This is a genomic window from Nonomuraea sp. SBT364 (assembly GCF_001083785.1).
Classification (GTDB): Bacteria; Actinomycetota; Actinomycetes; order Streptosporangiales; family Streptosporangiaceae; genus Nonomuraea.
In genome coordinates this window covers 1-25,683 of record NZ_LAVL01000123.1, presented here as the reverse complement: position 1 = coordinate 25,683, position 25,683 = coordinate 1, and the positions used below count along the sequence as shown (strand labels likewise).

32 protein-coding genes and 1 pseudogene are annotated in these 25,683 nt (G+C 72.6%); 15 read left to right on the top strand and 18 right to left on the bottom strand.

Features of this window, described 5'->3' with window-relative positions; translation table 11 throughout:
• Positions 1-260 precede the first annotated feature (260 nt).
• Together ADY59_RS35270 and ADY59_RS35265 are read left to right on the top strand one after the other, a co-directional pair.
• Positions 261-1,463, top strand: a complete 1,203-nt coding sequence (locus ADY59_RS35270) for a sensor histidine kinase (protein WP_049571786.1) — start codon at positions 261-263, stop codon at positions 1,461-1,463.
• Positions 1,460-2,083 (top strand): response regulator, encoded by a 624-nt coding sequence (locus ADY59_RS35265; protein WP_049571783.1) that lies wholly within the window; start codon positions 1,460-1,462, stop codon positions 2,081-2,083. The genes ADY59_RS35270 and ADY59_RS35265 overlap by 4 nt, the downstream gene beginning before the upstream one ends.
• Before the next feature lie 4 nt (positions 2,084-2,087).
• Here ADY59_RS35265 and ADY59_RS35260 read toward each other — a convergent pair whose 3' ends face one another.
• A complete protein-coding gene (locus ADY59_RS35260) occupies positions 2,088-2,495 on the bottom strand; it encodes a MerR family transcriptional regulator (RefSeq protein ID WP_049571782.1) in 408 nt (135 codons plus the stop codon).
• A 49-nt stretch (positions 2,496-2,544) separates the two neighbouring features.
• On the opposite strand from ADY59_RS35260, the gene ADY59_RS35255 reads away from it, so the two are divergent.
• On the top strand, positions 2,545-3,426 hold the full coding sequence (locus ADY59_RS35255; RefSeq protein ID WP_049571779.1) for an NAD(P)-dependent oxidoreductase: 882 nt from the start codon (positions 2,545-2,547) through the stop codon (positions 3,424-3,426).
• A 5-nt stretch (positions 3,427-3,431) separates the two neighbouring features.
• On the opposite strand, the gene ADY59_RS35250 is transcribed toward ADY59_RS35255, so the two are convergent.
• The 3 genes from ADY59_RS35250 to ADY59_RS35240 are packed head-to-tail and all read right to left on the bottom strand — an operon-like array spanning position 3,432 to position 5,700.
• Positions 3,432-3,941: a DUF1707 SHOCT-like domain-containing protein gene (locus ADY59_RS35250; RefSeq protein WP_049571776.1), complete on the bottom strand. Its 510-nt coding sequence runs from the start codon at positions 3,939-3,941 to the stop codon at positions 3,432-3,434.
• Positions 3,941-4,759, bottom strand: a complete 819-nt coding sequence (locus tag ADY59_RS35245) for an ABC transporter permease (protein WP_049571774.1) — start codon at positions 4,757-4,759, stop codon at positions 3,941-3,943. Before ADY59_RS35245 ends, ADY59_RS35250 begins: the two co-directional genes overlap by 1 nt.
• A complete protein-coding gene (locus ADY59_RS35240; protein ID WP_049571772.1) occupies positions 4,756-5,700 on the bottom strand; it encodes an ATP-binding cassette domain-containing protein in 945 nt (314 codons plus the stop codon). The genes ADY59_RS35245 and ADY59_RS35240 overlap by 4 nt, the downstream gene beginning before the upstream one ends.
• A gap of 87 nt (positions 5,701-5,787) precedes the next feature.
• On the opposite strand from ADY59_RS35240, the gene ADY59_RS35235 reads away from it, so the two are divergent.
• Positions 5,788-6,549: a TetR/AcrR family transcriptional regulator gene (locus ADY59_RS35235; RefSeq protein WP_049571769.1), complete on the top strand. Its 762-nt coding sequence runs from the start codon at positions 5,788-5,790 to the stop codon at positions 6,547-6,549.
• Between the two features lie 76 nt (positions 6,550-6,625).
• Positions 6,626-6,994 carry a nuclear transport factor 2 family protein gene (locus tag ADY59_RS35230; protein ID WP_049571767.1) on the top strand — a complete coding sequence of 123 codons (369 nt, stop codon included), beginning with the start codon at positions 6,626-6,628 and terminating at the stop codon, positions 6,992-6,994.
• Between the two features lie 75 nt (positions 6,995-7,069).
• On the opposite strand, the gene ADY59_RS35225 is transcribed toward ADY59_RS35230, so the two are convergent.
• Complete coding sequence (locus tag ADY59_RS35225) at positions 7,070-8,119, bottom strand: FAD-dependent monooxygenase (RefSeq protein ID WP_049571764.1); 1,050 nt, start codon at positions 8,117-8,119, stop codon at positions 7,070-7,072.
• 64 nt (positions 8,120-8,183) lie between these two features.
• On the opposite strand from ADY59_RS35225, the gene ADY59_RS35220 reads away from it, so the two are divergent.
• Complete coding sequence (locus ADY59_RS35220; protein WP_049571762.1) at positions 8,184-8,765, top strand: TetR/AcrR family transcriptional regulator; 582 nt, start codon at positions 8,184-8,186, stop codon at positions 8,763-8,765.
• A 45-nt stretch (positions 8,766-8,810) separates the two neighbouring features.
• Positions 8,811-8,918 (top strand): annotated as a pseudogene (locus tag ADY59_RS53540) (hypothetical protein); the annotation flags it as partial.
• A 28-nt stretch (positions 8,919-8,946) separates the two neighbouring features.
• On the opposite strand, the gene ADY59_RS53535 reads toward ADY59_RS53540, so the two are convergent.
• The 4 genes from ADY59_RS53535 to ADY59_RS35200 form a co-directional block, all read right to left on the bottom strand.
• Positions 8,947-9,081, bottom strand: a complete 135-nt coding sequence (locus ADY59_RS53535; RefSeq protein ID WP_269433667.1) for a hypothetical protein — start codon at positions 9,079-9,081, stop codon at positions 8,947-8,949.
• Between the two features lie 189 nt (positions 9,082-9,270).
• On the bottom strand, positions 9,271-9,762 hold the full coding sequence (locus tag ADY59_RS35210) for a hypothetical protein (RefSeq protein WP_053175461.1): 492 nt from the start codon (positions 9,760-9,762) through the stop codon (positions 9,271-9,273).
• Positions 9,759-11,243: a sensor histidine kinase gene (locus ADY59_RS35205; protein ID WP_082310645.1), complete on the bottom strand. Its 1,485-nt coding sequence runs from the start codon at positions 11,241-11,243 to the stop codon at positions 9,759-9,761. Before ADY59_RS35205 ends, ADY59_RS35210 begins: the two co-directional genes overlap by 4 nt.
• A gap of 8 nt (positions 11,244-11,251) precedes the next feature.
• Positions 11,252-11,926 carry a response regulator transcription factor gene (locus ADY59_RS35200; protein ID WP_049571754.1) on the bottom strand — a complete coding sequence of 225 codons (675 nt, stop codon included), beginning with the start codon at positions 11,924-11,926 and terminating at the stop codon, positions 11,252-11,254.
• A gap of 192 nt (positions 11,927-12,118) precedes the next feature.
• Here ADY59_RS35200 and vanY-N point away from each other — a divergent pair, with 192 nt between their 5' ends.
• Positions 12,119-12,706 carry a D,D-peptidase/D,D-carboxypeptidase VanY-N gene (gene vanY-N / locus ADY59_RS35195; RefSeq protein ID WP_049571752.1) on the top strand — a complete coding sequence of 196 codons (588 nt, stop codon included), beginning with the start codon at positions 12,119-12,121 and terminating at the stop codon, positions 12,704-12,706.
• 74 nt (positions 12,707-12,780) lie between these two features.
• Positions 12,781-13,293, top strand: coding sequence for an SET domain-containing protein (locus ADY59_RS35190; RefSeq protein ID WP_049571749.1), 513 nt, complete (start codon positions 12,781-12,783; stop codon positions 13,291-13,293).
• Here the strand turns inward: ADY59_RS35190 and ADY59_RS35185 are convergent.
• Both ADY59_RS35185 and sigJ read right to left on the bottom strand, forming a co-directional pair.
• Positions 13,281-14,399, bottom strand: a complete 1,119-nt coding sequence (locus ADY59_RS35185; protein WP_049571746.1) for an NAD(P)/FAD-dependent oxidoreductase — start codon at positions 14,397-14,399, stop codon at positions 13,281-13,283. The genes ADY59_RS35190 and ADY59_RS35185 overlap by 13 nt on opposite strands.
• Positions 14,400-14,472: 73 nt before the next feature.
• The gene (gene sigJ, locus ADY59_RS35180) at positions 14,473-15,360 is read right to left on the bottom strand and encodes an RNA polymerase sigma factor SigJ (protein WP_231619045.1); all 888 of its coding nucleotides are present in this window, start codon (positions 15,358-15,360) and stop codon (positions 14,473-14,475) included.
• A 106-nt stretch (positions 15,361-15,466) separates the two neighbouring features.
• Between sigJ and ADY59_RS35175 the strand changes: the two genes are divergently transcribed.
• Positions 15,467-15,931: a MarR family winged helix-turn-helix transcriptional regulator gene (locus ADY59_RS35175; protein ID WP_197094006.1), complete on the top strand. Its 465-nt coding sequence runs from the start codon at positions 15,467-15,469 to the stop codon at positions 15,929-15,931.
• A gap of 90 nt (positions 15,932-16,021) precedes the next feature.
• On the top strand, positions 16,022-16,927 hold the full coding sequence (locus ADY59_RS35170; RefSeq protein ID WP_049571740.1) for an LLM class flavin-dependent oxidoreductase: 906 nt from the start codon (positions 16,022-16,024) through the stop codon (positions 16,925-16,927).
• 94 nt (positions 16,928-17,021) lie between these two features.
• Here the strand turns inward: ADY59_RS35170 and ADY59_RS35165 are convergent, their stop codons facing one another.
• Both ADY59_RS35165 and ADY59_RS35160 read right to left on the bottom strand, forming a co-directional pair.
• Entirely contained in the window at positions 17,022-17,681 is a 660-nt protein-coding gene (locus ADY59_RS35165; protein WP_049571795.1) for a DUF6461 domain-containing protein, read from the bottom strand.
• A 65-nt stretch (positions 17,682-17,746) separates the two neighbouring features.
• On the bottom strand, positions 17,747-18,892 hold the full coding sequence (locus ADY59_RS35160; protein WP_156325923.1) for a hypothetical protein: 1,146 nt from the start codon (positions 18,890-18,892) through the stop codon (positions 17,747-17,749).
• A gap of 632 nt (positions 18,893-19,524) precedes the next feature.
• On the opposite strand from ADY59_RS35160, the gene rox reads away from it, so the two are divergent.
• On the top strand, positions 19,525-21,024 hold the full coding sequence (rox, locus tag ADY59_RS35155; protein WP_049571735.1) for a rifampin monooxygenase: 1,500 nt from the start codon (positions 19,525-19,527) through the stop codon (positions 21,022-21,024).
• Positions 21,025-21,180: 156 nt separating this feature from the next.
• The gene (locus ADY59_RS50555) at positions 21,181-21,321 is read left to right on the top strand and encodes a hypothetical protein (RefSeq protein ID WP_156325922.1); all 141 of its coding nucleotides are present in this window, start codon (positions 21,181-21,183) and stop codon (positions 21,319-21,321) included.
• 38 nt (positions 21,322-21,359) lie between these two features.
• On the opposite strand, the gene ADY59_RS35150 is transcribed toward ADY59_RS50555, so the two are convergent.
• From ADY59_RS35150 to ADY59_RS35135, 4 genes are all read right to left on the bottom strand, one after another.
• Positions 21,360-21,914: a nitroreductase family protein gene (locus ADY59_RS35150; protein ID WP_156325921.1), complete on the bottom strand. Its 555-nt coding sequence runs from the start codon at positions 21,912-21,914 to the stop codon at positions 21,360-21,362.
• A gap of 43 nt (positions 21,915-21,957) precedes the next feature.
• The gene (locus ADY59_RS35145) at positions 21,958-23,208 is read right to left on the bottom strand and encodes an RNA polymerase sigma factor (protein WP_049571729.1); all 1,251 of its coding nucleotides are present in this window, start codon (positions 23,206-23,208) and stop codon (positions 21,958-21,960) included.
• Positions 23,205-23,552 (bottom strand): YciI family protein, encoded by a 348-nt coding sequence (locus tag ADY59_RS35140; protein ID WP_049571726.1) that lies wholly within the window; start codon positions 23,550-23,552, stop codon positions 23,205-23,207. Before ADY59_RS35140 ends, ADY59_RS35145 begins: the two co-directional genes overlap by 4 nt.
• 99 nt (positions 23,553-23,651) lie before the next feature.
• Complete coding sequence (locus ADY59_RS35135; protein ID WP_049571723.1) at positions 23,652-24,032, bottom strand: nuclear transport factor 2 family protein; 381 nt, start codon at positions 24,030-24,032, stop codon at positions 23,652-23,654.
• Between the two features lie 90 nt (positions 24,033-24,122).
• On the opposite strand from ADY59_RS35135, the gene ADY59_RS47765 reads away from it, so the two are divergent.
• A complete protein-coding gene (locus tag ADY59_RS47765) occupies positions 24,123-24,767 on the top strand; it encodes a winged helix-turn-helix transcriptional regulator (protein WP_063780882.1) in 645 nt (214 codons plus the stop codon).
• Positions 24,767-25,111 carry a hypothetical protein gene (locus ADY59_RS35125; RefSeq protein ID WP_049571720.1) on the top strand — a complete coding sequence of 115 codons (345 nt, stop codon included), beginning with the start codon at positions 24,767-24,769 and terminating at the stop codon, positions 25,109-25,111. Before ADY59_RS47765 ends, ADY59_RS35125 begins: the two co-directional genes overlap by 1 nt.
• Positions 25,112-25,123: 12 nt before the next feature.
• Here ADY59_RS35125 and ADY59_RS35120 read toward each other — a convergent pair whose 3' ends face one another.
• The gene (locus ADY59_RS35120; protein WP_053175455.1) at positions 25,124-25,582 is read right to left on the bottom strand and encodes a helix-turn-helix domain-containing protein; all 459 of its coding nucleotides are present in this window, start codon (positions 25,580-25,582) and stop codon (positions 25,124-25,126) included.
• Between the last annotated feature and the right edge of the window lie 101 nt (positions 25,583-25,683).

Here is a 25,683-nt window from a genome sequence, read left to right as displayed (position 1 = left end):
CGCCCGTCCTCCCGATGGCCGGGCCCGCGGCGATCAGGCGGGCGGGGAATGATCCGGTCATCGTCTCTCCAGTCCTACGTGGTGAACCTTGCGTGCTCAAGGCTGCCGCCCGCCGGGCCCGCGGCCATCGGGAGGACGGGCGATCCGCGCACGCCGAGCGGTCGAGCCGCGGGTCAACCGATCGGTTGACCCGCGCCCGTACCGGCGGGTGCTGTCCCCGGCAGGGGATACCGTCGGGGAGAAGAGCGAGGGGAGGGGTGATGAGGGAGCGGACCTGGCTCAACTGGGCCATGCATGTGGGGTTCTACCTGCTGCTCGTCGCCTCCGCGCTGCGGCTGGTGTCGCGGCACGGCCTGGTCGCGCAGACCGTCGCCTCGCTGGTCGTCTGCGGCCTCCTCGCGGTGGCGTACGCGGCCGGGATCGTGCTCTGGGGGCGCCTGGGGCGCGGCCGGCTCGTCTGGCTGGGCTGCGTGGCCGTGGTCTGGCTCGTGCTGGTGGTGCTCGCGCCGTCGTTCAGCTGGTGCGCGGTCCCGTTGCTGTTCGTGTGCCTGCGGCTGCTGAACGCGCGCGGGTTCGCGATGGCCGCGGCCGCGCTCACGGCCGTCGTCATCGCGGCCCAGCTCAAGATCGCGCAGGAGGTCGACCTCAGCCTGATCCTCGCGCCGATCGGCGTCGCCACCATGACCGCGGTGATCTTCTGGGAGCTCCAGCGGGAGAGCGCCGCCCGCCAGCTCCTCATCGACGATCTGATCAGCACGCGCGGCACGCTGGCAGACTCCCGGCACCGCACCGGCGTCCTGGAGGAGCGCGAGCGCCTGGCCAGGGAGATCCACGACACCCTCGCCCAGGGGCTGACCAGCATGGGCCTCCTCCTGCAGGCCGCCGACCGCATGTGGGCCGCCGACCCCGGCCAGGCCCGCGCCCACGTGCGCCGGGCCGCCGCGGCCGCCGAGCAGAACCTCGACGAGGCCCGCCGGTTCGTCCGCGACCTGCAGCCACCGGGCCTGGTCGACGTGACGCTGCCCGATGCGCTGGCCCGCCTCGGCGAAGGTGAAGGCGAGGGCCGGGGCGGGGGCGGGGGCGGGGGTGACGGCTTCGGCGGCGGTCCCCGCGTCCGCTTCCGGCAGGAGGGCGAGCCGTACCCGCTGGAGCCGGACGTGCAGGCGGCGCTGCTGCGGGTCGCCCAGGGGGCGCTGGCCAACGTCCGCGACCACTCGGGCGCCGGCGCCGCCACCGTGACCCTGTCCTACCTCGACGGCGAGGTGACGCTGGACGTCTTCGACGACGGCGCCGGGTTCGCCGAGCCGGCCCCGGCGCCGGGACGGGGGTTCGGGCTGCGGGCGATGCGTGACCGGCTGGCGGACGTGCACGGCGTCCTGACCGTGGAGAGTGCCCCCGGCGAGGGGACGGCGATCGCCGCCCGGGTGCCCACCCGGCGGCCCGGCAGGATCGGGGATCGATGAGACTGTTCCTGGTGGACGACCATCCCGTGGTGCGGGCCGGGCTGGTGGCGCTGCTCTCCGGCGAGGACGACATGGAGATCGTCGGCGAGGCCGCCGCCGGGGCCGAGGCGCTGCGCGGCATCGCCGCCGCGCGGCCCGACGTCGTGCTGATGGACCTGCAGCTCGGCGACGGCATCGACGGGGTGGAGGTCACCCGCCGGATTCGGGAGCTCTCCCCGCCGCCGCAGGTCCTGGTCCTGACCACGTACGAGACCGACGCGGACATCATGCGGGCCGTCGACGCGGGCGCGACCGGCTACCTGCTCAAGGCCTGCCCGCCGGAGGAGCTGTTCCAGGGCATCCGGGCCGCGGCCCGGGGCGAGACGGTGCTGTCGGCCAAGGTCGCGACACGGATGATCCAGCGGATGCGCGAACCGGCCCCGGCGCTGAGCGGCCGCGAGGTGGAGATCCTGGAGCTGCTCGCCAGCGGCGCGGGCAACCGGGAGATCGCCAGGCGCCTGTTCATCACCGAGGCGACGGTAAAGACGCACCTGGTGCACATCTACGGCAAGCTCGGCGTCGACACGCGCACGGCCGCCGTCACCGCCGCCGTCGAACGCCGCCTCATCAGGCTCCCCTGACGTCTCAGGCCGGTACGCGCTTCAGTTCGGTGTCGTCGAAGGGCGGATAGGTCTCGGCGCCGGTGCGCTCGGCCGCGTCGATGTAGAGGGTCAGCGCGTCGCGGGACTGCGCGAGCCTCGACATCTGTTCCTCCAGCCGCCGCAGCCGTGACCGCATCGCGGCCAGCAACTCGGGACACCCGAGCAGTTCCGGAGCCTCGCCGACCGCACAGGGCAGCAGGTAGGCGATGTCCTCGGAGGACAGACCGGCACCGAGCAGGTGGCGGATCTGCTGCACCCGCAGCACGGCGCTCTCGTCGTACGCGCGGTAGCCGTTCGCGCCGCGCTCCGCCTCCAGCAGGCCCTGGGCCTCGTAGTAGCGCAACTGGTGGGCGTTGACGCCCGTCCGGCGGCTCAGTTCCCCGATCAGCATCGAATCCTCACTTGACCTTCATACCGGTATCAACGTTGACGATGCTGACATGAACCACAGAAACGACACACCCGTTACCGTCATCGGGCTCGGCCTGATGGGCCGGACGCTCGCCGCGACGTTCCTGAAGGCCGGACATCCCACCACCGTGTGGAACCGTACGACCGCCAAGGCCGACCAGCTGGTCGCCGAGGGGGCACGACTGGCGCCGACGGTCGCCGACGCGATCAGGCCGGACTCCTTGACGATCATCTGCGTCACCGACTACCGGACCGTGCGCGAGCTGCTCGGCGCGGACGGCGTCGAGCTGGCCGGTACGACATTGATCAACTTGACCTCGGGCGACTCCGCCCAGGCCAGGGACGCCGCCCGGTGGGCGGGGGAGCGGGGCGCCCGCTACCTGGACGGCGCCATCATGGCCGTCCCGCCGGCGATCGGGACCCCCGAGGCGGTGATCCTGCACAGCGGGCCGCAGCAGGACTTCGAGGCGCACCGCCCGGCCATGGAGGCGCTCGGCACCATCACCTACCTCGGTGCGGATCATGGGCTGGCGTCCCTGTACGACGTGGCCGGCCTGGCCATGATGTGGAGCGTCCTGAACGCCTGGCTCCAGGGCACCGCCATGCTCAGGACGGCCGGGGTGGACGCCGTGACGTACGCGCCGTTCGCGCAGCAGCTCGCCGTCGGGGTGGCGAGCTGGCTGCCCGGGTACGCCGAGCAGATCGACAGCGGCTCCTTCCCCGCCGAGGTGTCGGCTCTGGAGACCGACGCGCGGGCGATGGACCACCTGATCGAGGAGAGCGAGGCGCTGGGGGTCAACGCCGAGCTGCCGAAGCTGTTCAAGGCGATGGCCGACCGCGCGATCGCCGCCGGGCACGGTGGGGAGCAGTACCCGGTGCTGATCGAGGAGTTCGGCAGGCCCGGCGGCTGACCGGTTCAGTGCCGGGCGTGGCGGATCTTCAGCCGTCCCAGCCCCATGGTCCCGGAGATCCGGATCGTCGGCCCGCCGGGGCGCCGGGGCCGCCGCGTGCTGTAGAGCGGGGGCTTCCACCCCGTGTGCAGGCCCTCGAGGTCGACGACCGCGTCACGCGGCACCGTGATCGTGGCGCTGCCGGTGCCGAGGTGCACTTCGAGGTCCACGACCGGATGCTCGATGATCGCCCGGGACAGGTCGAGTCGCACCCTGCCGAGCGCGGACTCGACCTTGAGGGTGCGGGGCACCCGCCAGGCGCCGCGCCGCTGGATCCGCCCACTGACGGCGGCGATCGCGGACGTGGCGCCCGGCTCCTCCGGGAGGGAGGCCAGGGCCGACACGAGCTCGCCGTGCGTTCTCGCGGTGAGCATCCGGTTGAGGAGTTCGTCCATCTCCTGGTCCGAGACGTGCCCGTCGGCGTACGCCTCCTGCAGGCGCCGGACGGCCGCGTCGCGGTCACCCTCGACGACCATCACCGCCCCCTGCGCGTGTATGCGCGCAGCGACAGCGGGACGAACACCGCCAGCAGCGCGGCCGACCAGAGCAGGACGGCGGCCACCGGATGCGCGAGCGGCCAGGCCAGGTCTCCGGACGGCACACCCGGGTTGCCGAACAGCTCCCGGGAGGCGGCGGTGAGCGCGCTCACCGGGTTCCAGTCGGCCAGGAAGCGCAGCCAGCCCGGCATGCCGCCGGTCGGGACGAACGCGTTCGACAGCATCGTGAACGGCAGGCCCAGCGGCACCATCGCGTCGGCGACCTGCTCGTTCTTCACCGCCAGGCCCACATAGACGCCCACCCAGCTCAGCGCGTACCGCAGCACGATCATCAGCAGGAACGCCTGGGCCGTGGGGATCAGGCCGTGGTGCGGCTGCCAGCCCACCAGCAGGCCCGCGCCCACCATGATGGCCAGCATCAGCAGGCCGGTCAGCAGGTCGGCGCCGGTCTGCCCGAACGGCACCGCCAGGCGTGCCATCGGCATGGAACGGAAGCGGTCCATCACGCCGCGGGAGGCGTCGCCGGCCGTCCGCGTCATGACCGACAACCACGCGGAGAAGGTCACCATGGCGAACAGACCGGGCATGAGGTACTCGCGGTAGTCGCCGCCGCCGGGCACCCGGATGGCGCTGCCGAAGACGTACCCGAACAGCACGACCATGACGGCCGGGAAGATCAGCGCGGCGACGATCTGCCCGGGCTCCTGACGCAGCCGTCCCAGCTCGCGGCCGACCAGGGTGAGCCCGTCGGTGAACGTCCAGCGCAGGCGGCCCAGCGGTGAGGCGAGGGTGGTCATCGGACGGCTTCCTTCCGGTCGGTGAGACGCAGGAACACCTCGTCGAGGGTGGGGCGGCGCAGCCGTACGTCGGCGGCGGCGATCCCGGCGCGGTCGAGCTCGCGCACGATGTCGGCGAGCCGGAGCCCGCCTCCGGGCAGGGCGACGCTGAGCCGGTCGGCGCCCGTCGCCGCCGGTTCGGCCCCGGCCAGGTTGTTCAGCACGGTCGCCGCCGGAGGCAGCGCGGCGGGGTCCTCGAGGACGACGTCGAGGCGGTCGCCGATCGTGGCCTTCAGCTCGTCGGGCGTGCCCGTGGCGATCACCCGCCCGTGGTCGACGACGGCGATGTCGTCAGCGAGCTGATCGGCTTCGTCCAGGTACTGCGTGGTGAGCAGCACCGTGGTGCCGTCCGCGACCAGCTCGCGGACGCTGCTCCAGATCTCGCCCCGGCTGCGCGGGTCCAGGCCGGTGGTCGGCTCGTCCAGGAACAGCACTTCGGGGCGCAGGATGAGGCTGGTGATCAGGTCGAGGCGGCGCCGCATGCCGCCGGAGTAGCCGGTGACCGGGCGATCGGCGGCGTCCATCAGGCCGAAGCGCTCCAGCAGCTCGTCGGCCCGCCGGTGCGCCTCGCGCCGGGACAGGTGGTAGAGGCGCGCGAACATGCGCAGGTTGCCGCGGCCGGTGAGCTTGTCGTCCACGGCGGCGTACTGGCCCGCGAGCCCGATCCTGGCCCGCACCTCGCCGGCGTCGCGGACGACGTCGAATCCGGCGATGCGGGCGTGACCGGCGTCGGGATCGGACAGGGTCGCCAGGATGCGCACCGCGGTGGTCTTGCCCGCGCCGTTCGGGCCCAGCACGCCGCAGACCGCCCCTCGCGGGACGCTCAGGTCCAGGCCGCGCAGCGCGTGCGTGTCGCCGAAGGACTTGTGCAGCCCTTCGGCGACCACGATCGGATCCGCCATGTCGCCTCCATTGAGTACGTTGTACGCGGTGATGGCGGCCAGACTAAGCGACTGGGTACTATGTACGCAACCGGGAGGGGTGGAACGGTGACCGACGCCGAATACGTCAACATCTGGATGCGGCCCGAGCGCCCGGCCTACGGGCCCAAGCCGGCCTACAGCCGCGCGCAGATCACCGACGCGGCGATCCGCATCGCCGACGCCGACGGGCTGGAGGCCGCCACCATGCGGCGGATCGCCGCCGAGATCGGCACGGGCGCGATGTCCCTCTACCGCTACGTCCCCAGCCGCGACGACCTCGTCGAGCTCATCGCCGACCGGCTGCAGGGCGAGATCGACCTGGAGGGCGTGCCCTCCGGCGACTGGCGCGCGGACCTGACGCGCTACGCCGACGGGGTGCGGGGGATGTGGCTGCGGCACCCGTGGATCGCCACCGTGCACCGGGCACTCCCCAGCTACGGCCCCAACCAGCTGCTCGTGATCGAACGGGTGATGGGCGCCCTCGACGCGCACGTATCCATCGACGAGAACCTCGGCCTCATGTCCCTGCTGACCGGCTACGTCGAGAGCGCCGTCCGCGAGGAGATCGGCTGGGCCGACGAGGTCCGCCGCAGCGGGCTCAGCGAGCCGGAGTGGATGGTGCGGAGCGCCCCGCGCGTCGAGCAGCTGATCAAGAGCGGCGACTACCCGATCTTCGCCAAGATCGTGGCGCAGGCGCGCCGGCCGCACCAGAGCCGCGACGAGCAGTTCCGGCACGGGCTCCAGCGCGTCCTCGACTGCATAGACGCGGCCATCGGACAGCACCGTCCTGGAGGAGAAGCACCTAGGCGAGCGGGCGAAAGTACCTAAGCGCGTCAGATTCCCCGTCGGATCCGTCCCCCTAACTTGGTGGTCACAACAGAGCACGACCACTGAGGAGACAGCCATGAGCGACATGAACGAGCTGGTCCAGCGTTACCTCGCCGCCTGGAACGAGACCGACGCCGCCGCGCGCCGGGCCGTGCTGGCGGAGGTGTTCGCCGAGGACGCCGTCTACACCGACCCGATGGCCTCGGTCCGGGGCAGGGACGGGCTCGACGCCACCATCGCGGCGGTCCAGGGGCAGTTCGGCGGGCTGGTCTTCAGCCTCGGCGGCGCCGTGGACGCCCACCACGACATCGCCCGCTTCACCTGGCACCTGGGGCCCGAGGGCGCCGAGCCGCTCGTGATCGGCTTCGACGTCGCGGTGATCGGCGAGGACGGGCGGATCAGCCAGGTGCTCGGCTTCCTCGACAAGGTGCCGGCCGGAGCCTGAAGCCGCCCGGGCACTCCGCGGCGTGACCGGGCGGCGGCGGAGGCCGCCCAGCCGTGCCAGCGGGGTGCCCATTCATCACCGCGCGGCCGCCGCCAGGCGCATCAGGGCGTTGCGGGGCCCGGCCAGGCGGCCCGTCCCGGCCAGGCGCGTCATCCATCGGGACGCGGTGACCATCCGCTCGCCCGCCGGACGCCGCCTGGAGTCGTACACGCGCAGCGCCTGAGCCACGTCACCCGGGTGCGCGCGCAGGCAGGCCGCGAGCTCGACCGCGTCGAGCAGCGCCTGGCAGGCGCCCTGACCCAGTGCGGGGGTCATCGCGTGGGCGGCGTCACCCAGCAGCGCGACGTTCCCGGTGACGTAGGACGCCGGCGGCGGCGCGAGGTCGTGGACCTCGTGCCGCAGCACCTCGCCCTCCTCGGCCGAGGCGAGCACGCGCGGAATGGGGTCGTGCCAGCCGGCGAATCGGGCGCGCAGGTCGTCGAGGGTCTCACGCACCCCCGCCGGGGTCCGTATGGGCGCGTACCAGTTGGTGACACCCGGGGCCTGCGGCGTCATCCCGAACATCTGCCCGCGTCCCCAGGTCTCGCCGTAGTCCTGCGGCTCGAAGCCCCGGATCACGCCGCGCCAGGCGACGATGCCCGCGTAGCGCGGCCGGGTGGGTCCCGCGAAGAACGCCTGGCGCACCGCGCTGCGGACCCCGTCGGCGCCGACCACCAGGTCATGCCCGGCGCGCAGCGCGGCAGGGTCGGTGATCTCCACACCGGTGCTGATCGTCGCCGGGTCCACCTCGTCCACCAGCATCTCGATCAGCGAGACCCGCGACAGCATGCGGACGGGCGCGCCGCCGCGCCGCTCGATGCGGTCCAGCGGCAGGTCGGCCAGATGGCGGCCGTCAGGGGTGCGGATCCGCGCGTGCCGGTAGGGGACGGTGCGCTCGCGCAGCCGTTCGCCCAGGCCCAGGCCGGCCAGGGCGGCCTGGGCGTCCGGGCGGATGCCGAGCGCCGTGCCCTCGGCGGCGACCTTCGGCCATCGCTCGAAGATCGACACCTCCCAGCCGATCGCGCGAAGGGCGATCGCGGTCGTCAGCCCGCCGACGCCGGCCCCCACGATGGCAGCTTTCCTCATTCTCTTCACCACACATGTGGTACCACGTTTGTGGTAGTTCTGTCGAGCGGGAGAATAGGCGGCCATGGTGGAGAACAGGGATCGGCGCGACCGGTTGCGCGACGCGGCCATCGAGGTGCTCGCGGGCGAGGGCGGGCGAGGGCTCACCCACCGCGCGACGGACCGGGCCGCCGGGCTGCCCGAAGGCACGGCCAAGAACTACTTCCCGACCCGCGACAGCCTCCTGCGGGCCGCCGCCGAGCGGTGCGTGGAACGCTACTGGGGCGAGCTCCAGCAGGCCGAGGTCCACGACGTCGGCCAGTTGCTCGCGCTGCTGCGCCGGATGATCGACCGCGCGCTCACGGACAACCGGTCCAGGGTCCTGGCCTACCTCGAACTGCACGCCGAGGCCGCGAGGAACGCGCAGGTGCGGGAGACCCTGGCCCGGCTCACCCGCGCCGACCTCGACCTGCACCTGGCCGCCCAGCAGGCCGCCGGCCTCCCGGCCACCCGGCACGGCGCGGCCATGGTCACGCTGGCGGTCAACAGCGCGCTGACCTACCTGCTCACGCAGCCGCCCGACGTCCTGGCCTCCTACGGCCTCGACGACCTCGACACCTTCCTGAGCCGCCTCATCGCCTCCGCCTACCCCGGCCATCAGAGCTGACAAGGACACCCGGACAGCAGCAGCCGCGCGAATCCCGACCGAGGCATGACGGATTCCCCGGAGAACGTGGACCTGCTGCGCAAGCACGGCCCGTCCACCGCCACCCGGCTGGCCGACCGCCTGGGGCTGAACTCGGGCACGGCCAGCTACCGCCTGCGCAGGCTCGGCGCGAGGACGAGGGCTACTGGCGGCGGTTCGCCCACGGCCTGGCGTTCCTGCGCGGCGACCGGCTGCTGCTCGCCGTGGTCGTCATGGTCGGCGTCACCAACCTGCTGGACGCGGCCTTCAGCCAGGTGCTGGCGCCGGTCCCGAGCACGGCGGGACCGTGGCCCGACTCCCATCACGCTGCTGTTGAGTCCCGCTGGGTGGGCTCCTGGGCGGAGTGGCGGTGGCGGCCGCGGGATCGGCCCCGGTGCTGCTGACCCGCGGCGCCGTTGCCCGAATTCCCGGCCGCCACGAAAGGTCATCGTCACCCCCCCAGGCCACCGTGGATGGGGGGCTCCCGTCACCCCGGGCAGCTCCGGGGGCCGACGCGGTCGCCGTCACCGGCGACGGTGACCTGGGCAGGGCTTGCCGGTGACATGGCGGCCACCGTGCACACGATCTGGTCGACGGCCACGGGCGACAGTTCGCCGGCCGGAACGGACACGGTCACCACCAGGTGGCCGGCCGGGTCGGTGCTATCCGAGAACGGGCCGGCTTCGGGAGGGACGTCGGTGGAGAACCCGTCGGCCCGTTCCATCACGGTGGGCCCGGCCGCCAGCAGGGCGAGTATGTCCGCCTTGAACAGCGGACGGCCACCGCGCCCGGGGCGCGTCACCGCGCTGAGCCGGCCGTCCTTCACCAGGTAAAGGGTGATCTTCGTGTCCGGTGCGACGTCTCCGCTCGGCGGGGCGTCGCCCGTGATGACGCCGCTGGGCCGCACGCCGCAGCCGGCCACGGCGACGAGCGACACGAGACCCACGGCGAGCGCGCGGCGGGCGAGCCCGGTTCTCATTCGAGGCCTCCCATGGTGCTCTGCCCGTCCGGATCGGGCGCCCGGAGCGGCAATCGCAGCGTGAAGACGGCGCCGCCGTCCGCGGCGTTGACGACGGTGATGTCGCCTCGGTGCAGCCGCGCGTTCTCCCGCGCGATGGCCAGGCCGAGGCCGCTGCCCTCGGACCTGGCCCTGGCCGCGTTGGCCTTGTAGAACCGGTCGAACACGTGCGGCAGCACCGCTTCGTCCAGCCCCGGCCCATGGTCGCGGACCTCGAGGTCGATCCACTGCGGGTCGGCGGAAAGCCGTACCGACACCGGCGGCTCGCCGTGGCGCAGGGCGTTGCCGACCAGGTTCGCGAGGATGACGTCCACCCGGCGCGGGTCCAGCCGTGCCGTCACCGCCGCTGGAAGCTCGGTCCGCACCTGCTCGGACCAGCCGCGGGCACGCAGGGTCGCGCGTACGAGCTCGGCCATGTCGACCTCGTTCAGCGTGAGGGCCGCGACGCCGGAGTCGAACCTGCTGATCTCGATGAGGTCGTTCACCAGTCCGGTGAGGTTGAGCGTCTCCTGGCTGACCAGCCTGGCGGCCTTGCCGACGGGCTCGGGCAGCCGGGCCGCCTCCTCGTCGAGGACGTCGGCGACCGCGGCGAGCGCGGCCAGCGGGGTACGCAGCTCGTGGGACACGTCGGCCACGAACCGGCGGGCGTCGGCTTCCATGGCGCGCAGCTGGCTGACGTGCCGTTCCAGCTCCGCGGCGGTGTTGTTGAACGTGCGTGCCACGTCGGCCAGCTCGTCGGAGCCCCTGACCGCGATCCTGGTCCGCAGCTCGCCCTCGCCCAGCAGGCGTGCCGCCCGGCCGAGCTCGCGCACCGGGCGCAGCACGCCCCGGGTGGCCAGCCACGCGAGGACGACCGCGAACACCAGGGCCACCCCGCCGTTGCGCCAGGCGGATGCGGCGAGCCCGTCGATGCTGACCTGCTCGGGAAGCAGGCTGCGTGCGGTGTAGACCTCGATGCCGGACACCCACGTCCGGTCCCGTTCGACGATCAGCAACGGCGTGCCGATGACCAGGATGGGCTCGCCCTGCCACACCACGCGTTGCCACGCGATGTCGCCGTCCGCCACCGCCCGGCGCAGCTCCGCCGGAATCATCCTGACATCCTGGATCGCCGCGCTTCCGCCCGGCCGCCACCACCCCGGCGGCGGCTCGACCGGCGAGCGCGTCCCCCCGTAGAGGGCGATCGCGGAGTTGCCCCCGTCGGAGACGGCGCGGGCGATGTCGCCGAGCTCGTCCGGGTTCGGCGACGGGCTCCGCAACGGGAAGAGCGCCTCCAGGCGGCTTTTCATCGCCAGCACCGCGGCATCCTGGGTGCGCTGCAGGATGCCGTTGCGGGCCTGGAAGTAGATCCCGCCGGCCACCGCCGCAGCGGTGACCACACACAGCAGGGCGAACGCGAACAACAGCCGGGCGTGCAGCCCCAGGCTCGGCCGAGGCGCCACCGGCGGGCTCACACCGGCCCGAACCGGTACCCGAACCCACGCACCGTCTGCACGTAGACGGGCGCCGCCGAGTCGTCCTCGATCTTCGCGCGCAACCGCTGCACGCACGCGTCCACGAGACGCGAGTCGCCGAAGTAGCCGTGCTCCCACACCGACTCCAGCAGCTGCTGGCGGCTGTGCACCCGGCCCGGCGTGCCGGAGAGCTCCAGCAACAGGCGCAGCTCGGTCGGGGCGAGGCTGACCGGCACGCCGCGGTTGGCGACCACCAGCCCGGCCCGGTCGATGGTCAGGTCCCCGTGCCGCTCCAGCTCCGCCTGGTCCCGGCCGACCCGCCGGAGCACCGCGCGAATGCGGGCTTCGAGCACCCTGGGCTGCACCGGCTTGACCACGTAGTCGTCGGCGCCCGCCTCCAGCCCGGCCACCACGTCCATGTCGTCGCTGCGCGCGGTCAGCATGATGATCGGTATCTCCCCGGCGGTCCGGATGCGGCGGCAGACCTCGAACCCGTCCATGCCAGGCAACATCAGGTCGAGCACCACGACGTCGGGAATGTCCGTACGCAGCCGGTCCAGCCCCTCCTCGCCGGACTCCACCGCGCGCACCCGGTGCCCATGCCGGGTCAGGGCCAGCTCCAGGCCCTCCCGCACGGCCGGGTCATCCTCGATCAGCAACACTCGCGACACGCCGCCGACTATCACAGCACACTCCGTCTTTCGCCCCGCCCGGTCAACCCACCCACTGTCGGCCGGCGGTGTCCTCGCCTCGTCCGCGCCATGTCATGGTTGTGTCACGGCCGCTCCGGCGGCGGCGGCCGTCGACAAACGGTGACATGCGGCGGACAACGCACGCATATTCGGCGCCAATCGTAGTTCGTCATGGACGAACCACACACCCTCCCACCTCGGCGCCGGGACCGGCTGTACGCCGTGGTCACGCTGGTGCTCGCCGTGCTCCTGCTGCCCGCGGCGTTCGTCCGCCGGCCCCGCCGCGCCCGCGAACTGGCCTGCCGCTGGGCGTTGCGGCTGCGGTTCCCCGCCGAGGATCTCACCGGGCTCACCGAGGGCGCCCTGGCGGCGTTCACCGAGGCGCGTACCGAGGCGCTCTGGCGTCACGGCCAGCTCATCGGCCTCACTTCGGGATACCGCGATCCCGTCGTCCAGCAGCGGATGTTCGACGAGGAGGTGCGCCGCTCCGGCTCCCCGGACTCGGCCCGCATGCTCGTGCTGCCGCCGGCGGAATCCAGCCACGTCAAGGGCCTCGCGCTGGACGTGCGCCCCCGCGAAGGCGCGCGCTGGCTCGAGGAACACGGCGCCCCCTACGACCTCTACCGCATGTACGACAACGAGTGGTGGCACTTCGAGTACCGCCCGGACAGCGGCGGCACGCCTCCACGACGACGACCCCACCCCGGCGTCGCCTACGCCACCGAGAACGCGGACCACACGTACCCGTGGCGGATGTGATCGCGGCCCCCGGCAGTGCCGTCAGCCCCGGGGCACCATGACAAGGAACCGGACCGATCACCACGGAGGCCCCCTTGACGCCCCCTGCCTACGAAGCGGACTGCTGGCTCACCCCGAGTGCTCAGCCCCGGCTCTCCCCGATCGACGGCATCGGCCTGTTCGCCATCGAGCGGATCCGCCGGGACGAGGTCGTGATGCGACTCGGCGGACGTGTCATCGACGACGAGGGCCTGGCCCGCCTCACGCCGCCGTACAGCAGCCTCACCGTCGCCGAAGGCACCCACCTGCTTCTCGATCCCGCTCACCCGGTGCGCTACGGCAACCACTCCTGCGACCCCACACTCTGGCACCGCGACGCGACAACCGTGATCGCACGACGCGACCTCGACCAGGGCGAGGAGCTCACCCTCGACTACGCCACGCACACCGGCGTCGCGTCGTGGTCGATGACCTGCCGGTGCGCCACGTCCCTGTGCCGGCGCGTCGTCACCGGCGACGACTGGCGGCTGGCGCGGCTGCAAGCCACGTACGGCACCCACTGGTCCCCGCCCCTGCTCGGACGCATCAGGGCGCTTCAGGGGCGGTAGGGCCCGGGATGCCGCAGCCTCCAGACGGTGCCGCGGGTGATGGCCTCCTTGAAGAGCGCGGAGAGCCGTCCGGTCACGACGGCGGCGCCGAGCGGGCTGTCGTCGGCACGGGCGAACTGGCTGACGCCGTCGTGGCGGCCCAGGCTGATGTTCTGCCACACGTACCGGATCCTGGCCGGTCGCGGGGTACGGCCGGTCAGCAGGCGGGCCGCGGCGTCGCCGGCGTGCAGGCCCATGGGCAGGCCGGTCTGGCAGGACATGCGCGAGCGCCCGCTCGCGGTCCCGGCCGCGGCGGCGTCGCCGATGCCGAGCACCCCGGGGTGGGAGAGCGAGCGGAGGGCCGCGTCGACCAGCATGCGGCCGCCCTCGTCCGTGGCCAGTCCGGAGGCCGCCGCGAGGCCGGGGACGCGGAAGCCCGCGGCCCACACCACCGTGTCGGCGGGCACCCGGCAGCCGTCCCCCAGGAGCAGCCCGTCGGGGCCGACCTCGGCGACCGGCGCGTGCTCACGTACGGTGACGCCCAGCCGGTCGCAGGCCCGGTGCAGGTGCCGGCGGGCCCGCTCGGAAAGCCCGTCCCCGATCCGGCCGGCGGAGATCAGCCGCACCTCCAGCCGCGGGCGTGCCGCCTTGATTTCGGTCGCGGTCTCGATCCCGGTCAGCCCGCCGCCCACCACCGCGACCGAGCGGGCTTCGGCCAGGCGTGACCGCAGCCGGGCCGCCTCTCCGGCGGTGGCGACGGTGAACGCGTGCTCGGCCGCCCCGGGCACCGCGTCCAGGTCTGCGCCGCTGCCGAGCGCGTAGATCAGCACGTCGTAGCCCAGCTCGTGCGGGGCGGCGTCGAGCCGTACGATCCGCGCGCCGAGGTCGATGCCCGTCGCCCTGGCCACCACCAGCTCCACGCCGGTGCCGTCGAGCAGCCGGGGGAGGGGCAGGCCGATGAGCCGTTGCCCGGCCGCGAGCTGGTGGAGCCGTACGCGTTCCACGAACCGGTCGCTCGCGTTCACCAGCGTCACCCGGGCGCCGGTGCCGCGCAGCCGCCTGGCCGCCCGTTTGGCGGCGCCGAGCCCGGCGTAGCCGCCGCCCAGCACCACGATGCGCTCTGTCATGGGTCCTCCGATCGAGTCCCCACCTGAACCGGCGAGCCCGCCGGTTCGTGACAGCGCCCCTGTGTGACGGTGCTCACATGAGCTGAGCGGCGGCGAAGGCGAGTTTGGCCGGGTTCACCAGGGTCCGCACCGCGCTGATCCGGCCGTCGTCGATCTCCACCGCCATGACCGCGCGCAGTTCGCCCTCGTGCCGCAGCAGCATCGCGTACTCGCCGTTGACCTCCGCGATCACGGCCGTCACCGCCGCCGCCTCCGGCCGGAGGCCGAACCCGCCCAGGTAACGCAGCACCCGCTCGCGCCCGGACACCGGCCGCCGCGCCGCGGTCGATCCACCGCCGTCCGCCCACGCGACCACGTCGGCGCTCAGCAGGCGTTCCAGCCCCGCCACGTCACCGTGCACGGTCGCGGCCAGGAATCTCTCGACGACGCGGCGATGCTGTTCGCGGTCGGCGCCGAATCGCTTGCGGGCCTCGCCGACGTGACCTCTGGCCCGGCGGTGGAGCTGCCGCGAGTGCGCCTCGTCGAGGCCGAGTACGTCGCCGATCTCGGCGTGGCTGTGGCCGAACGCGTCACGCAGCACGAAAACGGCCCGCTCGGCCGGGCTCAGGCGCTCCAGCAGAATCAGCAGCCCCAGCGACACGGATTCGCGCTGCTCGACGGTCTCCAGCGGCCCGAGAGCGCCGTCACCGGTGAGCACGGGCTCGGGCAGCCACGGCCCGGCGTAGCTCTCCCACCGCCGCCGCGCCGAGGCGAGCTCGTTCAGGCACAGGTTGGTGATCACTCTGGTCAGCCAGGCGGCCGGCACGTCGACGGGACCGGCCCCGCGCCAGCGCAGGAACGTCTCCTGCACCATGTCCTCGGCCTCGGCCGCCGAACCGAGCAACCGGTAGGCCAGCCCGAACAGCCTCGGCCGCTGCTCCTCGAACACGGCCACCGAAGCGCCCTCACCCAGGAGATCCACGCGCCCCATGCTATGGAGCGGGCGCCATGGCCCGTACTTCGGCAGGGCCGGCAGCGGACCGCTGGCATCGCGGTAGTTCGTGCCACGAATTTGTTACGCTTGGCCGATGAGCAAGAATGCCGACGGCCGGATCGGGGCGGTGGCCGCGCTGGTGCGGTCCACGTTCCTGGTGAACGCCGTCTATGTGGAATCCGCCCGCGAATACGGCCTCACTCAGCAGCAGGGCCAGTTGCTGTGCGTCCTGATGGCGCAGCCGTACGGCATGACCGAGCTGGGCGCGACGCTCGGGCTGGCCAAGTCGAGCCTGACCGGATTGGTGGACCGTACCGAGCGTAACGGCCTGGTGCGTCGGAAGCCCGATCCGCAGGACTCCCGGGCGGTGCGGGTGGCGCTCACCACGCAGGGCGCGACGCTGGCCGAGGAGTTCTACGCCGAGACCTGCCGCCGCGTCGAGGAGCTGACCTCGGGGTTCTCCCCGGCGGAGCGTGACGCGCTGGCCGCCCTGCTGGGCCGCGTGGTGGCGGACAACAAGGTGCCGAGCGTCTTCATGGAGCCGGATCTCACGCACTGAGCCACAGCGGGGGTTTGCAGTTCGCGCCACGAACTAATATGGTTCGTAGCGCGAACTTATCTCCTTTTTGTTGACGCGAAGGGCAGAACTGTGTCCACACATGACGTCGTCTTCGGTTTCGGCGTGCATTCCGGTGTCGAGGACATCCCCGAGTTGCTGCGCATGGCCCAGCAGGCGGATCGCGACGGGCTCGACATCTTCACCCTGTCCGACCATCCCTACATCGGCGGGCGTCTGGACGCCTACGCCGCGCTCGGCTTCATTCTCGGACGTACGGAACGCATCGCCGGTTTCGCTAACGTCACCAACCTGCCGACCAGGCCCGCTCCCATGCTGGCGCGCACGGTGACGTCGTTGTCGGCGCTGTCGGGCGGCCGGGTCGTCCTCGGCATGGGCGCGGGCGGGTTGTGGGACCGCATCGCCGACATGGGCGTGCCGAAACTGTCACCGGGCGAGGCCGTGGACGCCTTCGAGGAGGCGATCGTCCTGGTCAAGCTGCTGTCGGGTGGCGGCCCTCCGGTCACCTACGAAGGCACCCACTACCAGGTGCGCCAGATCGAGCCCTCTCCCGTCGCCGCGCCTCCCGTGTGGACCGGATCGGTCGGGCCCAAGTCGTTGGCCGCCACCGGCCGGGTGGCCGACGGCTGGATCCCGGGCCACGCGGCCGACTGGCTCAGCGAACGCTACCGGGCCTCCCGGCCCGTCATCGACGACGCGGCGGCGGCCGTCGGCCGGGATCCGGGTGAGATCCGTACGGTGTTCAACCTGCCCGGCCGCATCACCGACCGGCCGCTGGCCGCCACCCGCGACCGCGACGGGCGCTGGATCGGCGGCTCGGCCGGCCAGTGGGTCGAGGAGCTGACCGGGGCGGTGCTGGAGCACGGCGCGTCGGGCTTCACGCTCTTCGCCGCAGGCCACGGCGCCCCCGACCGCACGCTCCTGGCACGCTGGGGCCAGGAGGTCGCCCCCGCCGTACGCGAGGCGATCGCGAAGTAGCGCGGAAATCTCGCCGTCCGAGACTGGTCAGCGCGCGGACCAGTGCGGACGGATCCGTCCGAAGCCCTGGCGGAAAACGGCGGAAGCAGGTAGCTCACCTTTCCGCGATGGGCCCCACGAGCATCGGCCGGTCGAGCAGGTCGGCGGTGAACGGCACCCCCGTCACCTTCGCCGCCAGGGCGAAGCCCCTCGGCACGGCGGTGTCGTAGTTCTCCTCCCAGACGTCGTCCCACTCGGCGTCGTCCGCCGGCTCCTCCAGGGCCATGCCCAGCTCCCGCATGAAGCCGTTGAGCCGGTCAGGGTCGGAGCCGTGACGGTCGTACGGGTGCCGCAACCGGTAGCCCATGACGACCGTGCCGTCGATCGCGTACTCGAAGCTGTGCTCGGCGGCGTAGTCGTGCCGCGTGACCGCCACCACCTCGCAGCCCTCAGACAGCTCGGTCACCACCTCGTGGAGCGTGACCTCCCAGCCGTGGGGCTCGACGACCACACACCACTCGCCGACCTGGAAGACGCCCACGTGACCGCCGCCGGCGCCGCCCGCCGTCTCCTCGACGAACTCGAACGCCTTGTCGCCGAGGCCGTCGAAGTCCGCCTGCCACCCGGAGTCGGTGTCGCGGCTGAAGCGGCGCACCACCGCCGCCGGGTCGAGCCCGCGGAAGAAGGCCACGCTGAAGATCACGCCCAGCGGGCCGCCTTCGCTCTCGCCCGCGTTGAGCCACTGGAACGGGCCCAGCGGGTCGGTTGTCGTCATGCGCGCCATGATGGCAGGCCGCACCGACAACCCACGCGACAGAGCCTCACCGCGGAACCATGGGCTCAGGGGGCATCTGCCAGGGTTCGCAGTCTCGTGTGCGCGGCTTGGTGAACCTCGGGAGCCGAAGGATCGGCGGCCAGCTCCAGAAGACGTGAGCGGACCCAGGCAGTGTCACGTGCTCCCGCACAGGCGGCCTGCTGGACTGTGGGTTCGCAGTCGTCAAGCCCCTCGATCGCGATGCGCGCCGCCTCCTGCGGCGCACAGCCCTGAAGCCCGGCCAAGAACGCCTCCCTGGCCAGTGAGTGAACCGTGCTCTCCCAGAGGGCCACGAGTTCGTCGGCGGCCTCGCGAACCCCCAGCCGTCCCAGGGCCCGGGCCGGAAGCTCGGCCGCACACCATTCCTCCGACGCGAAGGCCCGGCGCAGCGCGGCCAGCAATACCGGGGCGTCACTTCGGTCGCCGACCTCCGCGAGCACGCCCTCCCCGAACGCGACCAGCGTGTCGTCGCCGCTGCCGACCCAGGCGCGGGCCTGGGGCAGGGCCACGGTCCCGAGGTGGCGCAGGGCCTGCGGCACGCCCGGGGTCCACCCCGCCGCGTTACGCAGTCCCGGGTCCGCCGCGAACTCGAAGATGATCGAATCGCCGCGCCTGCCCAGCTCCTGCAGTGCCCATCGGCGCGCGGAACCACCGGCAGTCACGAGCCGGATCAGCTCGCCGGATTCGGCGTCGCCGAGGTCCGATCGGAGGTGTGGTCCGACCGGCCTGTGAGAGCGGGACGCCCGTAGCTCCTCAACGATGCGCCTCACCTGTGGCTGCGACCGCGCGAACGTCGTCCACGGTTCCGCGTCGCACCAGATCGCCTCCGCGAGCTGGGCGTGATCGCGAACGGCGACGACGTCGTCCGCCAGCCCGTCCCAGAGACCGGGAAGCCGCATCGCCCCGCTGCCCCCGATGGCCTCCAGCGCCGACGACCAGTGTCGCCCCTCGACCGCGTACCTGCGCAGTATCGTCGCCGCGTCGCCGCGGCCGGCCCACGGCAGCAGGGCGAGGACCTGCAGAGCGAGCTCGACCGGCTCGTCATCATCGCCGTCGTGGTCGAAAAGGTGCTGCTCGATCGGCGCCAGCGGCAGGCTGAGCCGACCGATCAGGCCGGCGAGATAGCTGTCACGCCGGTCGACCTGCCGGTCCCATCGCGTGTCGGTGATCACGCACTCGTACACCACGTCGGCGGCGCCTGCTTCGGCTGAGGCCCGGCGTGCCGCCAGGCCGCGGCCTCGCTGGAGCCGCCCGCGGAACGAGGCCGGGCTGTCGTACGCAGATCCCGTCATCAGGGTGCAGTATCCCGGTGGCCACGGCTCGGCGCGAGCGAATATCGCCGGCCTCGGACGGCGAAGCGGGGGTGCCGGTAGGGAACGCGCCGTCGGCGAGAGCGAGCCCGCCCGCGAGGGACTGCGTGCCCCCTGTCGTCTTCTCCTCCCTGCCCAACGGGGACCGCCCGCGTGTACGCCGGGCCGGGCGGGTGCGTGGGTTGTCGCAGCCAATGGGCGAGAGGAGCGGCGAGGGCCTCGGCGGGGGCATCAGGTGGACGGCGTCGCCCCGTGGGCTCACGTGCGGGACACGGGCAGGAGGTGGAGCCGGGCTCACCCGGCCACCGGATAAGGATTGGACGGGGTGATGCTCGCGCTTGTAGCTTGCAGGTGACCGTGACGCCGCCCGAGGAGGTGAGACCCATGAACGCTGTATCGACGTGGGTGCTCCCCCTTTCCGTCACGGCCGGGCGATTGACGTAGGTGTCGCCGGGAGCGCCTCGCCAACAAGGCACTCCCGAAAGGCAACACCTATGCATTCTCAGCAGGCCACCGCCGGCCCAATCGAGCGCGACAGCACCGTGTTCGACGTGATCATCGCCGGGTGCGGGCCGACCGGTGCGATGCTGGCCGCCGAACTGCGGCTGCACGATGTGCGCGTACTCGTCCTGGAGAAGGAAACCGAGCCCGCGTCGTTCGCCCGCATAGTCGGTCTGCATGTTCGCAGTCTTGAGCTGATGGCGATGCGCGGACTGCTGGACCGCATTCTCCCGCATGGAAGACGGCGTCCGGCCGCCGGTTTCTTCGCCGCCATCCCCAAACCCGCGCCCAAGGGCCTGGATTCCGCGTACGCCTATCTGCTGGGCATCCCGCAGCCGGTCATCGTCCACCTGCTCGAAGAGCATGCGATCGAACGGGGTGCGCAGGTCCGGCGCGGTCGCGCGGTGGCCGCGTTCGAGCAGGACGACGAGGGGGTGACCGTCGAGCTGGCCGACGGCGAACGACTGCGTGCGCGCTATCTCGTCGGCTGTGACGGCGGGCGCAGTACGGTCCGCAAACAGCTCGGCGTCGGCTTCCCCGGCGAGCCCGCACGCAACGAGACGCTGATGGGCGAGATGGAAGTCGGTGTGCCGCAGGAGGAGATCGCCGCCAGGACGGCCGGAATGCGCGACATCCATCAGCGATTCTGGATCCGGCCCTTCGGCGAGGGCGTCTACAGCGTCGTGGTCCCCGCCGAGGGAATCAGCGACCGCGCGGAACCGCCCACCCTCGACGATTTCCAACGACAGTTGCGCAGCATCGCCGGAACCGATTTCGGCGTGCACTCCCCGCGCTGGATGTCCCGCTTCGGAGATGCCACGCGGCTGGCCGAACGTTATCGGGTCGGGCGGGTGCTGCTGGCGGGCGATGCGGCGCACATCCATCCACCCCTCGGCGGGCAGGGCCTCAACCTGGGCGTCCAGGACGCGTTCAACCTCGGCTGGAAGCTGGCCGCGCAGATCCTCGGCTGGGCCCCGGAATCACTGCTGGACACCTACCAGGCCGAACGTCATCCGGTCGCCGAGGACGTGCTGGACAACACCCGCGCCCAGACGGAGCTGTCGGCCACCGGACCTGGCCCGCAGGCCGTGCGCAGGCTGCTCACCGAACTGATGGACTTCGACGAGGTGAACCGCCATCTCATCGAGAAGATCACCGGGATCGGCATCCGCTACGACTTCGGCGACGGCCCCGACCTGCTCGGCCGCCGCCTGCGCGACATCGACGTGAAACAGGGCAACCTCTACGGGCTGCTGCACCGCGGCCGAGGCCTGCTGCTGGACCGCACCGGACGCCTGACCGTCGGCGGCTGGGCGGACCGGGTCGATCACCTCGCGGATCCCACGGCCGGGCTGGATGTCCCGTGCGTCCTGCTACGCCCCGACGGCCACGTCGCCTGGATCGGCGACGATCAGCAGGACCTGGACGCCCACCTGTCCCGCTGGTTCGGAACGGCCGGCATCAGCCGTGGTGCGGGCGGCCCCATGGGGTGAGCGTCATGGGGGTTGTCCGGGAGCTGTACGACGTGCGGATGACCACCGTCCCCGGCACGGACCGTCCGATCCCCGGGCGTCCGCCGCGATCAACGCCGCCGTCGCGACGACCGTCACGGTGGGCTTGCCGCTCCACGGCTGGGCGCGCAGGCGAAGGTGCTGGAAGGGGCCAGGTGGACGTTCGAGCACCACCGGCCCACGCGTGGCCACCGGATGCACGTCTGGCACGGGCACCGCCGGTGGCGTACGGACCGGGTGGCCGCCCGGCGGCGCAACTACCTGTTCGCCGCCGGGTGAGGCGGCCGGTCACCCCGAGCAGTGGCGGAGGGGCCCGGTCAGCGGTCGTCGCTCCAGGGGTCGCCGCGGAGCTCGGCCACGCTGCGCCGTCGCCGTACCCCCGGGCCGCGATCGGCCGCGACGCCGACGGCCGTCATCGACAGGACGGCCCAGCCCGGGTTCGGGCGCAGTTCCGCGGTCAGCCCGTCCTTGTCGAAGGCGCGGAACTGGTGACACGTCAGCCCCATCGCCTGCGCCTGCACCGTCAGGTGCGCGACGGCCTGGCCGAGGTCGTAGTCGGCGAACTCCGAGAAGAGCAGCTCCGTGTCGTCCACGAACCGGCGGGCCAGGTTCACGATCAGGAGCCCCGCCTGCGGCGCCCATCGCGCCGCACTCGGCGCGAGGAACCTGGTGACCCGCGCATGGTCCGGCTCGCCGGGGCGTACCGGGAGGAACCCCCACGGCTGCGAGTTCCCCGCGGAAGGCGCCCAGCGCGCGGCCTCCAGCAGCAACCCGAGCGTCTCGTCGTCGACGACGCCGTCCGGATCGAACCGGCCTGGGCTGAAGCGATCCGCCAGGAGCGGGTGCAGCCCCAGCCGAAGATCGTTGTCCACGGTCACAATGCACCACAACCCCGCCGACCACCGGTTTATGCCGCTACAGACCGGTGACCTCGGCGAGGCGGGCGGCGAGGAACGCCCGTTCGGCCTCGTTGCCTGCGAGCTCCAGCGCCGCGCGGTAGGCGTCGGCGGCCTCGCCGGGCCGGTCGAGCCGGCGCAGCAGATCGGCGCGGACGGCCGGCAGGTAGTGGTAGGTGGCGAGCCGGTCGTCGCGGGCCAGGGCGTCGACGTCGTCGAGGGCGGCCCCGGGACCGAGCACCATCGACAGCGCCACGGCCCGGTTGAGCGCGACCACAGGGGAGGGCCACACCTTCAGCAGTTCGTCGTAGAGCCACAGGATCTGGCGCCAGTCGGTCGCGGCGTAGTCGGCGGCGGTGGCGTGCAGGCAGGCGATGCCCGCCTGCAGCGCGTACCGGCCGGCGATGCCGGTGCGGAACGCGCCCTGGACCAGGCGGCCTCCCTCGTCGATCGCGGCCCGGTCCCAGGCGGCGCGGTCCTGGTCCTCCAGCAGGACGAGCCGGCCCCGGGCGTCCGTACGGGTGGCCCGGCGGGCGTCGGTGAGCAGCAGCAGCGCGAGCAGCCCGCGGACCTCGGCCTCGTCGGGCATCAGGACCAGGAGCATCCGGGCCAGGCCCAGCGCGCGCTCCACCAGCTCGGCGCGGACCAGCTCGGCGCCCGTGGCGGCGGTGTGCCCGGTGGTGTAGAGCAGGTGGATGACGGTCAGCACCGTGTCCAGCCGCTCGGGCAGCTCGCCGGCGTCCGGGACCCGGTACGGGATCGCGGCCGCGGAGATCTTCTTCTTGGCGCGGGTGACCCGGGCCGCCATGGTCGGCTCGGAGAGCAGGAACGCCCTGGCGACGTCGCCGGTGCCGACCCCGCACACCAGCCGCAGGGTCAGGGCCACCTGGGCCTCCCGGGCCAGCGCGGGGTGGCAGCAGGTGAAGATCAGGCGCAACTGGTCGTCGGGGACCGCCTCGTCGCCGGGCCGGTCCATGGGCACCTCGTCCGGTTCGGCGGGCAGCGGCATCTTCGTCCGGAACACCTGGTCCCGGCGCAGGACGTCCAGCGCCTTGCGTCTGGCGGTGGTGGTGAGCCAGGCGCCGGGCTTGCGGGGCACGCCGTCACGGGTCCACGCCTGCAGCGCGGCGACGTAGGCGTCCTGGACGCACTCCTCGGCAAGGTCGAGGTCGCCGGCGACGCGCGCCGTCGCGGCGAGCACGAAGGCCCACTCGCGACGGTGCGCGTCCGCCACGGCGCGTTCGGCCTCGGCCCTGCCGTCGTCGCTCACTCCGCCGGAGGCTCGAACAGCGGCCGGACCTCCACGCCGCCGCCGTCCAGGTGGACCGGGTTGAGCTTGGCGATCTTCAGGGCGACGTCCAGGTCGGGCGCCTCCAGGATGAAGAACCCGGCGACGACCTCCTTGGCCTCGATGAACGGGCCGTCGGTGACGAAGTCGCCGCCGCGCACGGCCGTGGCCGTGGTGCTCGGCTGCAGCGCGTAGCCCGCCACACCGCGCCCGCCCAGCTCCTCGACCTGCGCCGGGTAGCGTTCGAGCGCCTCCTCGTACGCGGGCGAGATCTTCATCGGGTCGCCGGGCGCCGGCATGTAGACCAGGACTCCGTACTGGGGCATCAGGCCCTCCTCATTCCTCGTGGGTCATCCTCTCTATCACCCGACGAGTGAGACCGGCCGTCATCGACAGCGGCCCGGAGAGTTTCTCGCGAGTTGCGGTCAGCCTCCGCCCTTGGCCACGTAGTCGGCGGGGTCGTACTGGAGCCGGAGCCGCAGGATCCTGCCGTCGGCGCAGGTGAAGAACTCGCTGAACCTGACGACCCCCTGCGGCAGGTGGGCGTCGTAGAGGACGGCCGTGCCGTCCGGGCCGTTGACCTCCTGGATCACGTCGATCCTGCCGACGTTGGCGATGAAGCCCTTGACGCCCTGCCTGAAGAGCGCGGCTCCCGTGACGCGCCCGGCGATGGGCCCCTCGAAGTCGAGGTCGTCGGCCAGCAGGGGCGCGAGCTCCGCGCCGTCGCCGTAGGTCTCGATCCCGCCGGTGAGGACCCGGTAGTACGCCTGGATCTCCGGAGGCGCGTCGTCGCTGACGACGTTCATGTCGAACTCCCTTCACAGCAGCCGATCATTGCGGTTGAGAGAGTAAACCTCTTGGTAGAGATTCTCAACCACCGCCGCTAAGCTGGATTCATGCGTTCGTACAACCAGTACTGTTCGATGGCGCGTGCCCTGGATCTGGTCGGCGACCGCTGGACCCTGCTGATCGTCCGCGAACTCCTCACGCAAGGCCCCTGCCGCTTCACCGACCTGCGGCGCGGGCTCCCCGGCATCGCCAGCAACCTGCTGGCGGAGCGCCTGCGCGACATGGAGTCGGGCGGGCTGATCACCCGGGACGACCAGCCGCCGCCGGTCGCCGCGACGCTGATCAGCCTCACCGGCCGTGGCCGCGACCTCGGCGGCGTCGTCCGCGAGCTGACCCGCTGGGGCGCCCCGCTGATGCTGGACCCGCCGGACGGCGACGAGTTCCGCATGCACTGGTTCGCGCTGCCGCTGCGCTTCCTGTGCCGCGACGGCGCACCCGGCGAGCCCGCTGCCGTCGTGCGCCTCGGCGACCCGTACGACGGCTGCGACATCGTCGCCGAAGGCGGCCGGGTCGACGTGCGTCCCTGCACACCCGACCGCCGGCCCGACGTCACCGTGACCGCGCCGCCCGAGGTGCTCGTCCAGCTCTTCACCGGTCAGGTGAGCGTAGCGGCGGCGATGACCGAGGGGCTGGTGGTCGACGGCTCCGCCCAGGCACTCGAACGCGTTCTGCCCCAGGAGATGACGAGCTGATGGACGTACCCAACGAGGACCTGCTCGACCGGATCGCCGACGACTTCCGTGACGAAGCCGACGTCGTCATCGGGACGATGTTCCGCAGCCCCGGCCTGCGCGTCGGCGGCAAGATCTTCGCCTTCCTGGGGAGTCACGGCCGGCTCATCGTGAAGCTCCCGCGAGATCGGGCCCGCGCTTTCGTCGACGCCGGGGCCGCCGGGGAAGTGGTCATGGGCAAGCGCACCATGCGCGAGTGGATCGAGTTCCCGGCCGGCGCGGACCGCGAGGCGACCCTCGCCCTGTGGCGTGACGTGGCCGAGCAGGCGCATCAGTACGTCGACTCGCTGCGGCGAGCGACGTGACCGGATGACACCTCAGCGTCGGTCAGCCGGGGTACGGGCATCCGCGCCGGCTGAGCGGTGCAGGCGGCGCAGCGCGAACGCCAACTGCAGCCGCAACCGGCCCTGTGGTGTGTGGACGTCCCACCCGAGCAGCTGCTCGCCGTGGGCCAGGCGGTCGCGCAGCGTCGAGTGGTGCAGGGTGAGCCGTGCCGCCGCCGCCCGCAGGCTCGGCGTCACGGCGACCGCGTGCAGCGTGGCCAGCATCCACGGCGCCGTGCGCCCGGCTCGTTCGAGAGTCGTCACGTCCGGCGCCGGCTCCGTGTCCGGACCCACGGCGGAGGCCAGCACGGCCAGCCCGCCGAGGTCCTCGGCGTGGACGACGCTCGGGCCCGGGTCCTGCTCGGTGCCCTCGGCGGCCAGCCGCAACGCCACCCGCGCCAGCCGCCACGACTCCGGCAGCTCCAGCACCTGCACGGTGGTCCCGATCCCCATCCGCCCGTCAGCCGGGGGGGGGGGGGGGGGCGCCGCGCCCGGCCCCGGCTGACGGGCGGATGGGGATCGGGACCACCGTGCAGGTGCTGGAGCGGCCGGAG

Bases quoted from the DNA above. Each gene is read 5' to 3' on its own strand.
- ADY59_RS35270 (WP_049571786.1), top strand. From the start codon at position 261: ATGAGGGAGCGGACCTGGCTCAACTGGGCCATGCATGTGGGGTTCTAC.
- ADY59_RS35265 (WP_049571783.1), top strand. From the start codon at position 1,460: ATGAGACTGTTCCTGGTGGACGACCATCCCGTGGTGCGGGCCGGGCTG.
- ADY59_RS35260 (WP_049571782.1), bottom strand. From the start codon at position 2,495: ATGCTGATCGGGGAACTGAGCCGCCGGACGGGCGTCAACGCCCACCAG.
- ADY59_RS35255 (WP_049571779.1), top strand. From the start codon at position 2,545: ATGAACCACAGAAACGACACACCCGTTACCGTCATCGGGCTCGGCCTG.
- ADY59_RS35250 (WP_049571776.1), bottom strand. From the start codon at position 3,941: ATGGTCGTCGAGGGTGACCGCGACGCGGCCGTCCGGCGCCTGCAGGAG.
- ADY59_RS35245 (WP_049571774.1), bottom strand. From the start codon at position 4,759: ATGACCACCCTCGCCTCACCGCTGGGCCGCCTGCGCTGGACGTTCACC.
- ADY59_RS35240 (WP_049571772.1), bottom strand. From the start codon at position 5,700: ATGGCGGATCCGATCGTGGTCGCCGAAGGGCTGCACAAGTCCTTCGGC.
- ADY59_RS35230 (WP_049571767.1), top strand. From the start codon at position 6,626: ATGAGCGACATGAACGAGCTGGTCCAGCGTTACCTCGCCGCCTGGAAC.
- ADY59_RS35225 (WP_049571764.1), bottom strand. From the start codon at position 8,119: ATGAGGAAAGCTGCCATCGTGGGGGCCGGCGTCGGCGGGCTGACGACC.
- ADY59_RS35220 (WP_049571762.1), top strand. From the start codon at position 8,184: ATGGTGGAGAACAGGGATCGGCGCGACCGGTTGCGCGACGCGGCCATC.
- ADY59_RS35210 (WP_053175461.1), bottom strand. From the start codon at position 9,762: ATGAGAACCGGGCTCGCCCGCCGCGCGCTCGCCGTGGGTCTCGTGTCG.
- vanY-N (WP_049571752.1), top strand. From the start codon at position 12,119: ATGGACGAACCACACACCCTCCCACCTCGGCGCCGGGACCGGCTGTAC.
- ADY59_RS35185 (WP_049571746.1), bottom strand. From the start codon at position 14,399: ATGACAGAGCGCATCGTGGTGCTGGGCGGCGGCTACGCCGGGCTCGGC.
- ADY59_RS35175 (WP_197094006.1), top strand. From the start codon at position 15,467: ATGAGCAAGAATGCCGACGGCCGGATCGGGGCGGTGGCCGCGCTGGTG.
- ADY59_RS35165 (WP_049571795.1), bottom strand. From the start codon at position 17,681: ATGACGACAACCGACCCGCTGGGCCCGTTCCAGTGGCTCAACGCGGGC.
- rox (WP_049571735.1), top strand. From the start codon at position 19,525: ATGCATTCTCAGCAGGCCACCGCCGGCCCAATCGAGCGCGACAGCACC.
- ADY59_RS35140 (WP_049571726.1), bottom strand. From the start codon at position 23,552: ATGCCCCAGTACGGAGTCCTGGTCTACATGCCGGCGCCCGGCGACCCG.
- ADY59_RS35135 (WP_049571723.1), bottom strand. From the start codon at position 24,032: ATGAACGTCGTCAGCGACGACGCGCCTCCGGAGATCCAGGCGTACTAC.
- ADY59_RS47765 (WP_063780882.1), top strand. From the start codon at position 24,123: ATGCGTTCGTACAACCAGTACTGTTCGATGGCGCGTGCCCTGGATCTG.
- ADY59_RS35125 (WP_049571720.1), top strand. From the start codon at position 24,767: ATGGACGTACCCAACGAGGACCTGCTCGACCGGATCGCCGACGACTTC.
- ADY59_RS35120 (WP_053175455.1), bottom strand. From the start codon at position 25,582: ATGGGGATCGGGACCACCGTGCAGGTGCTGGAGCTGCCGGAGTCGTGG.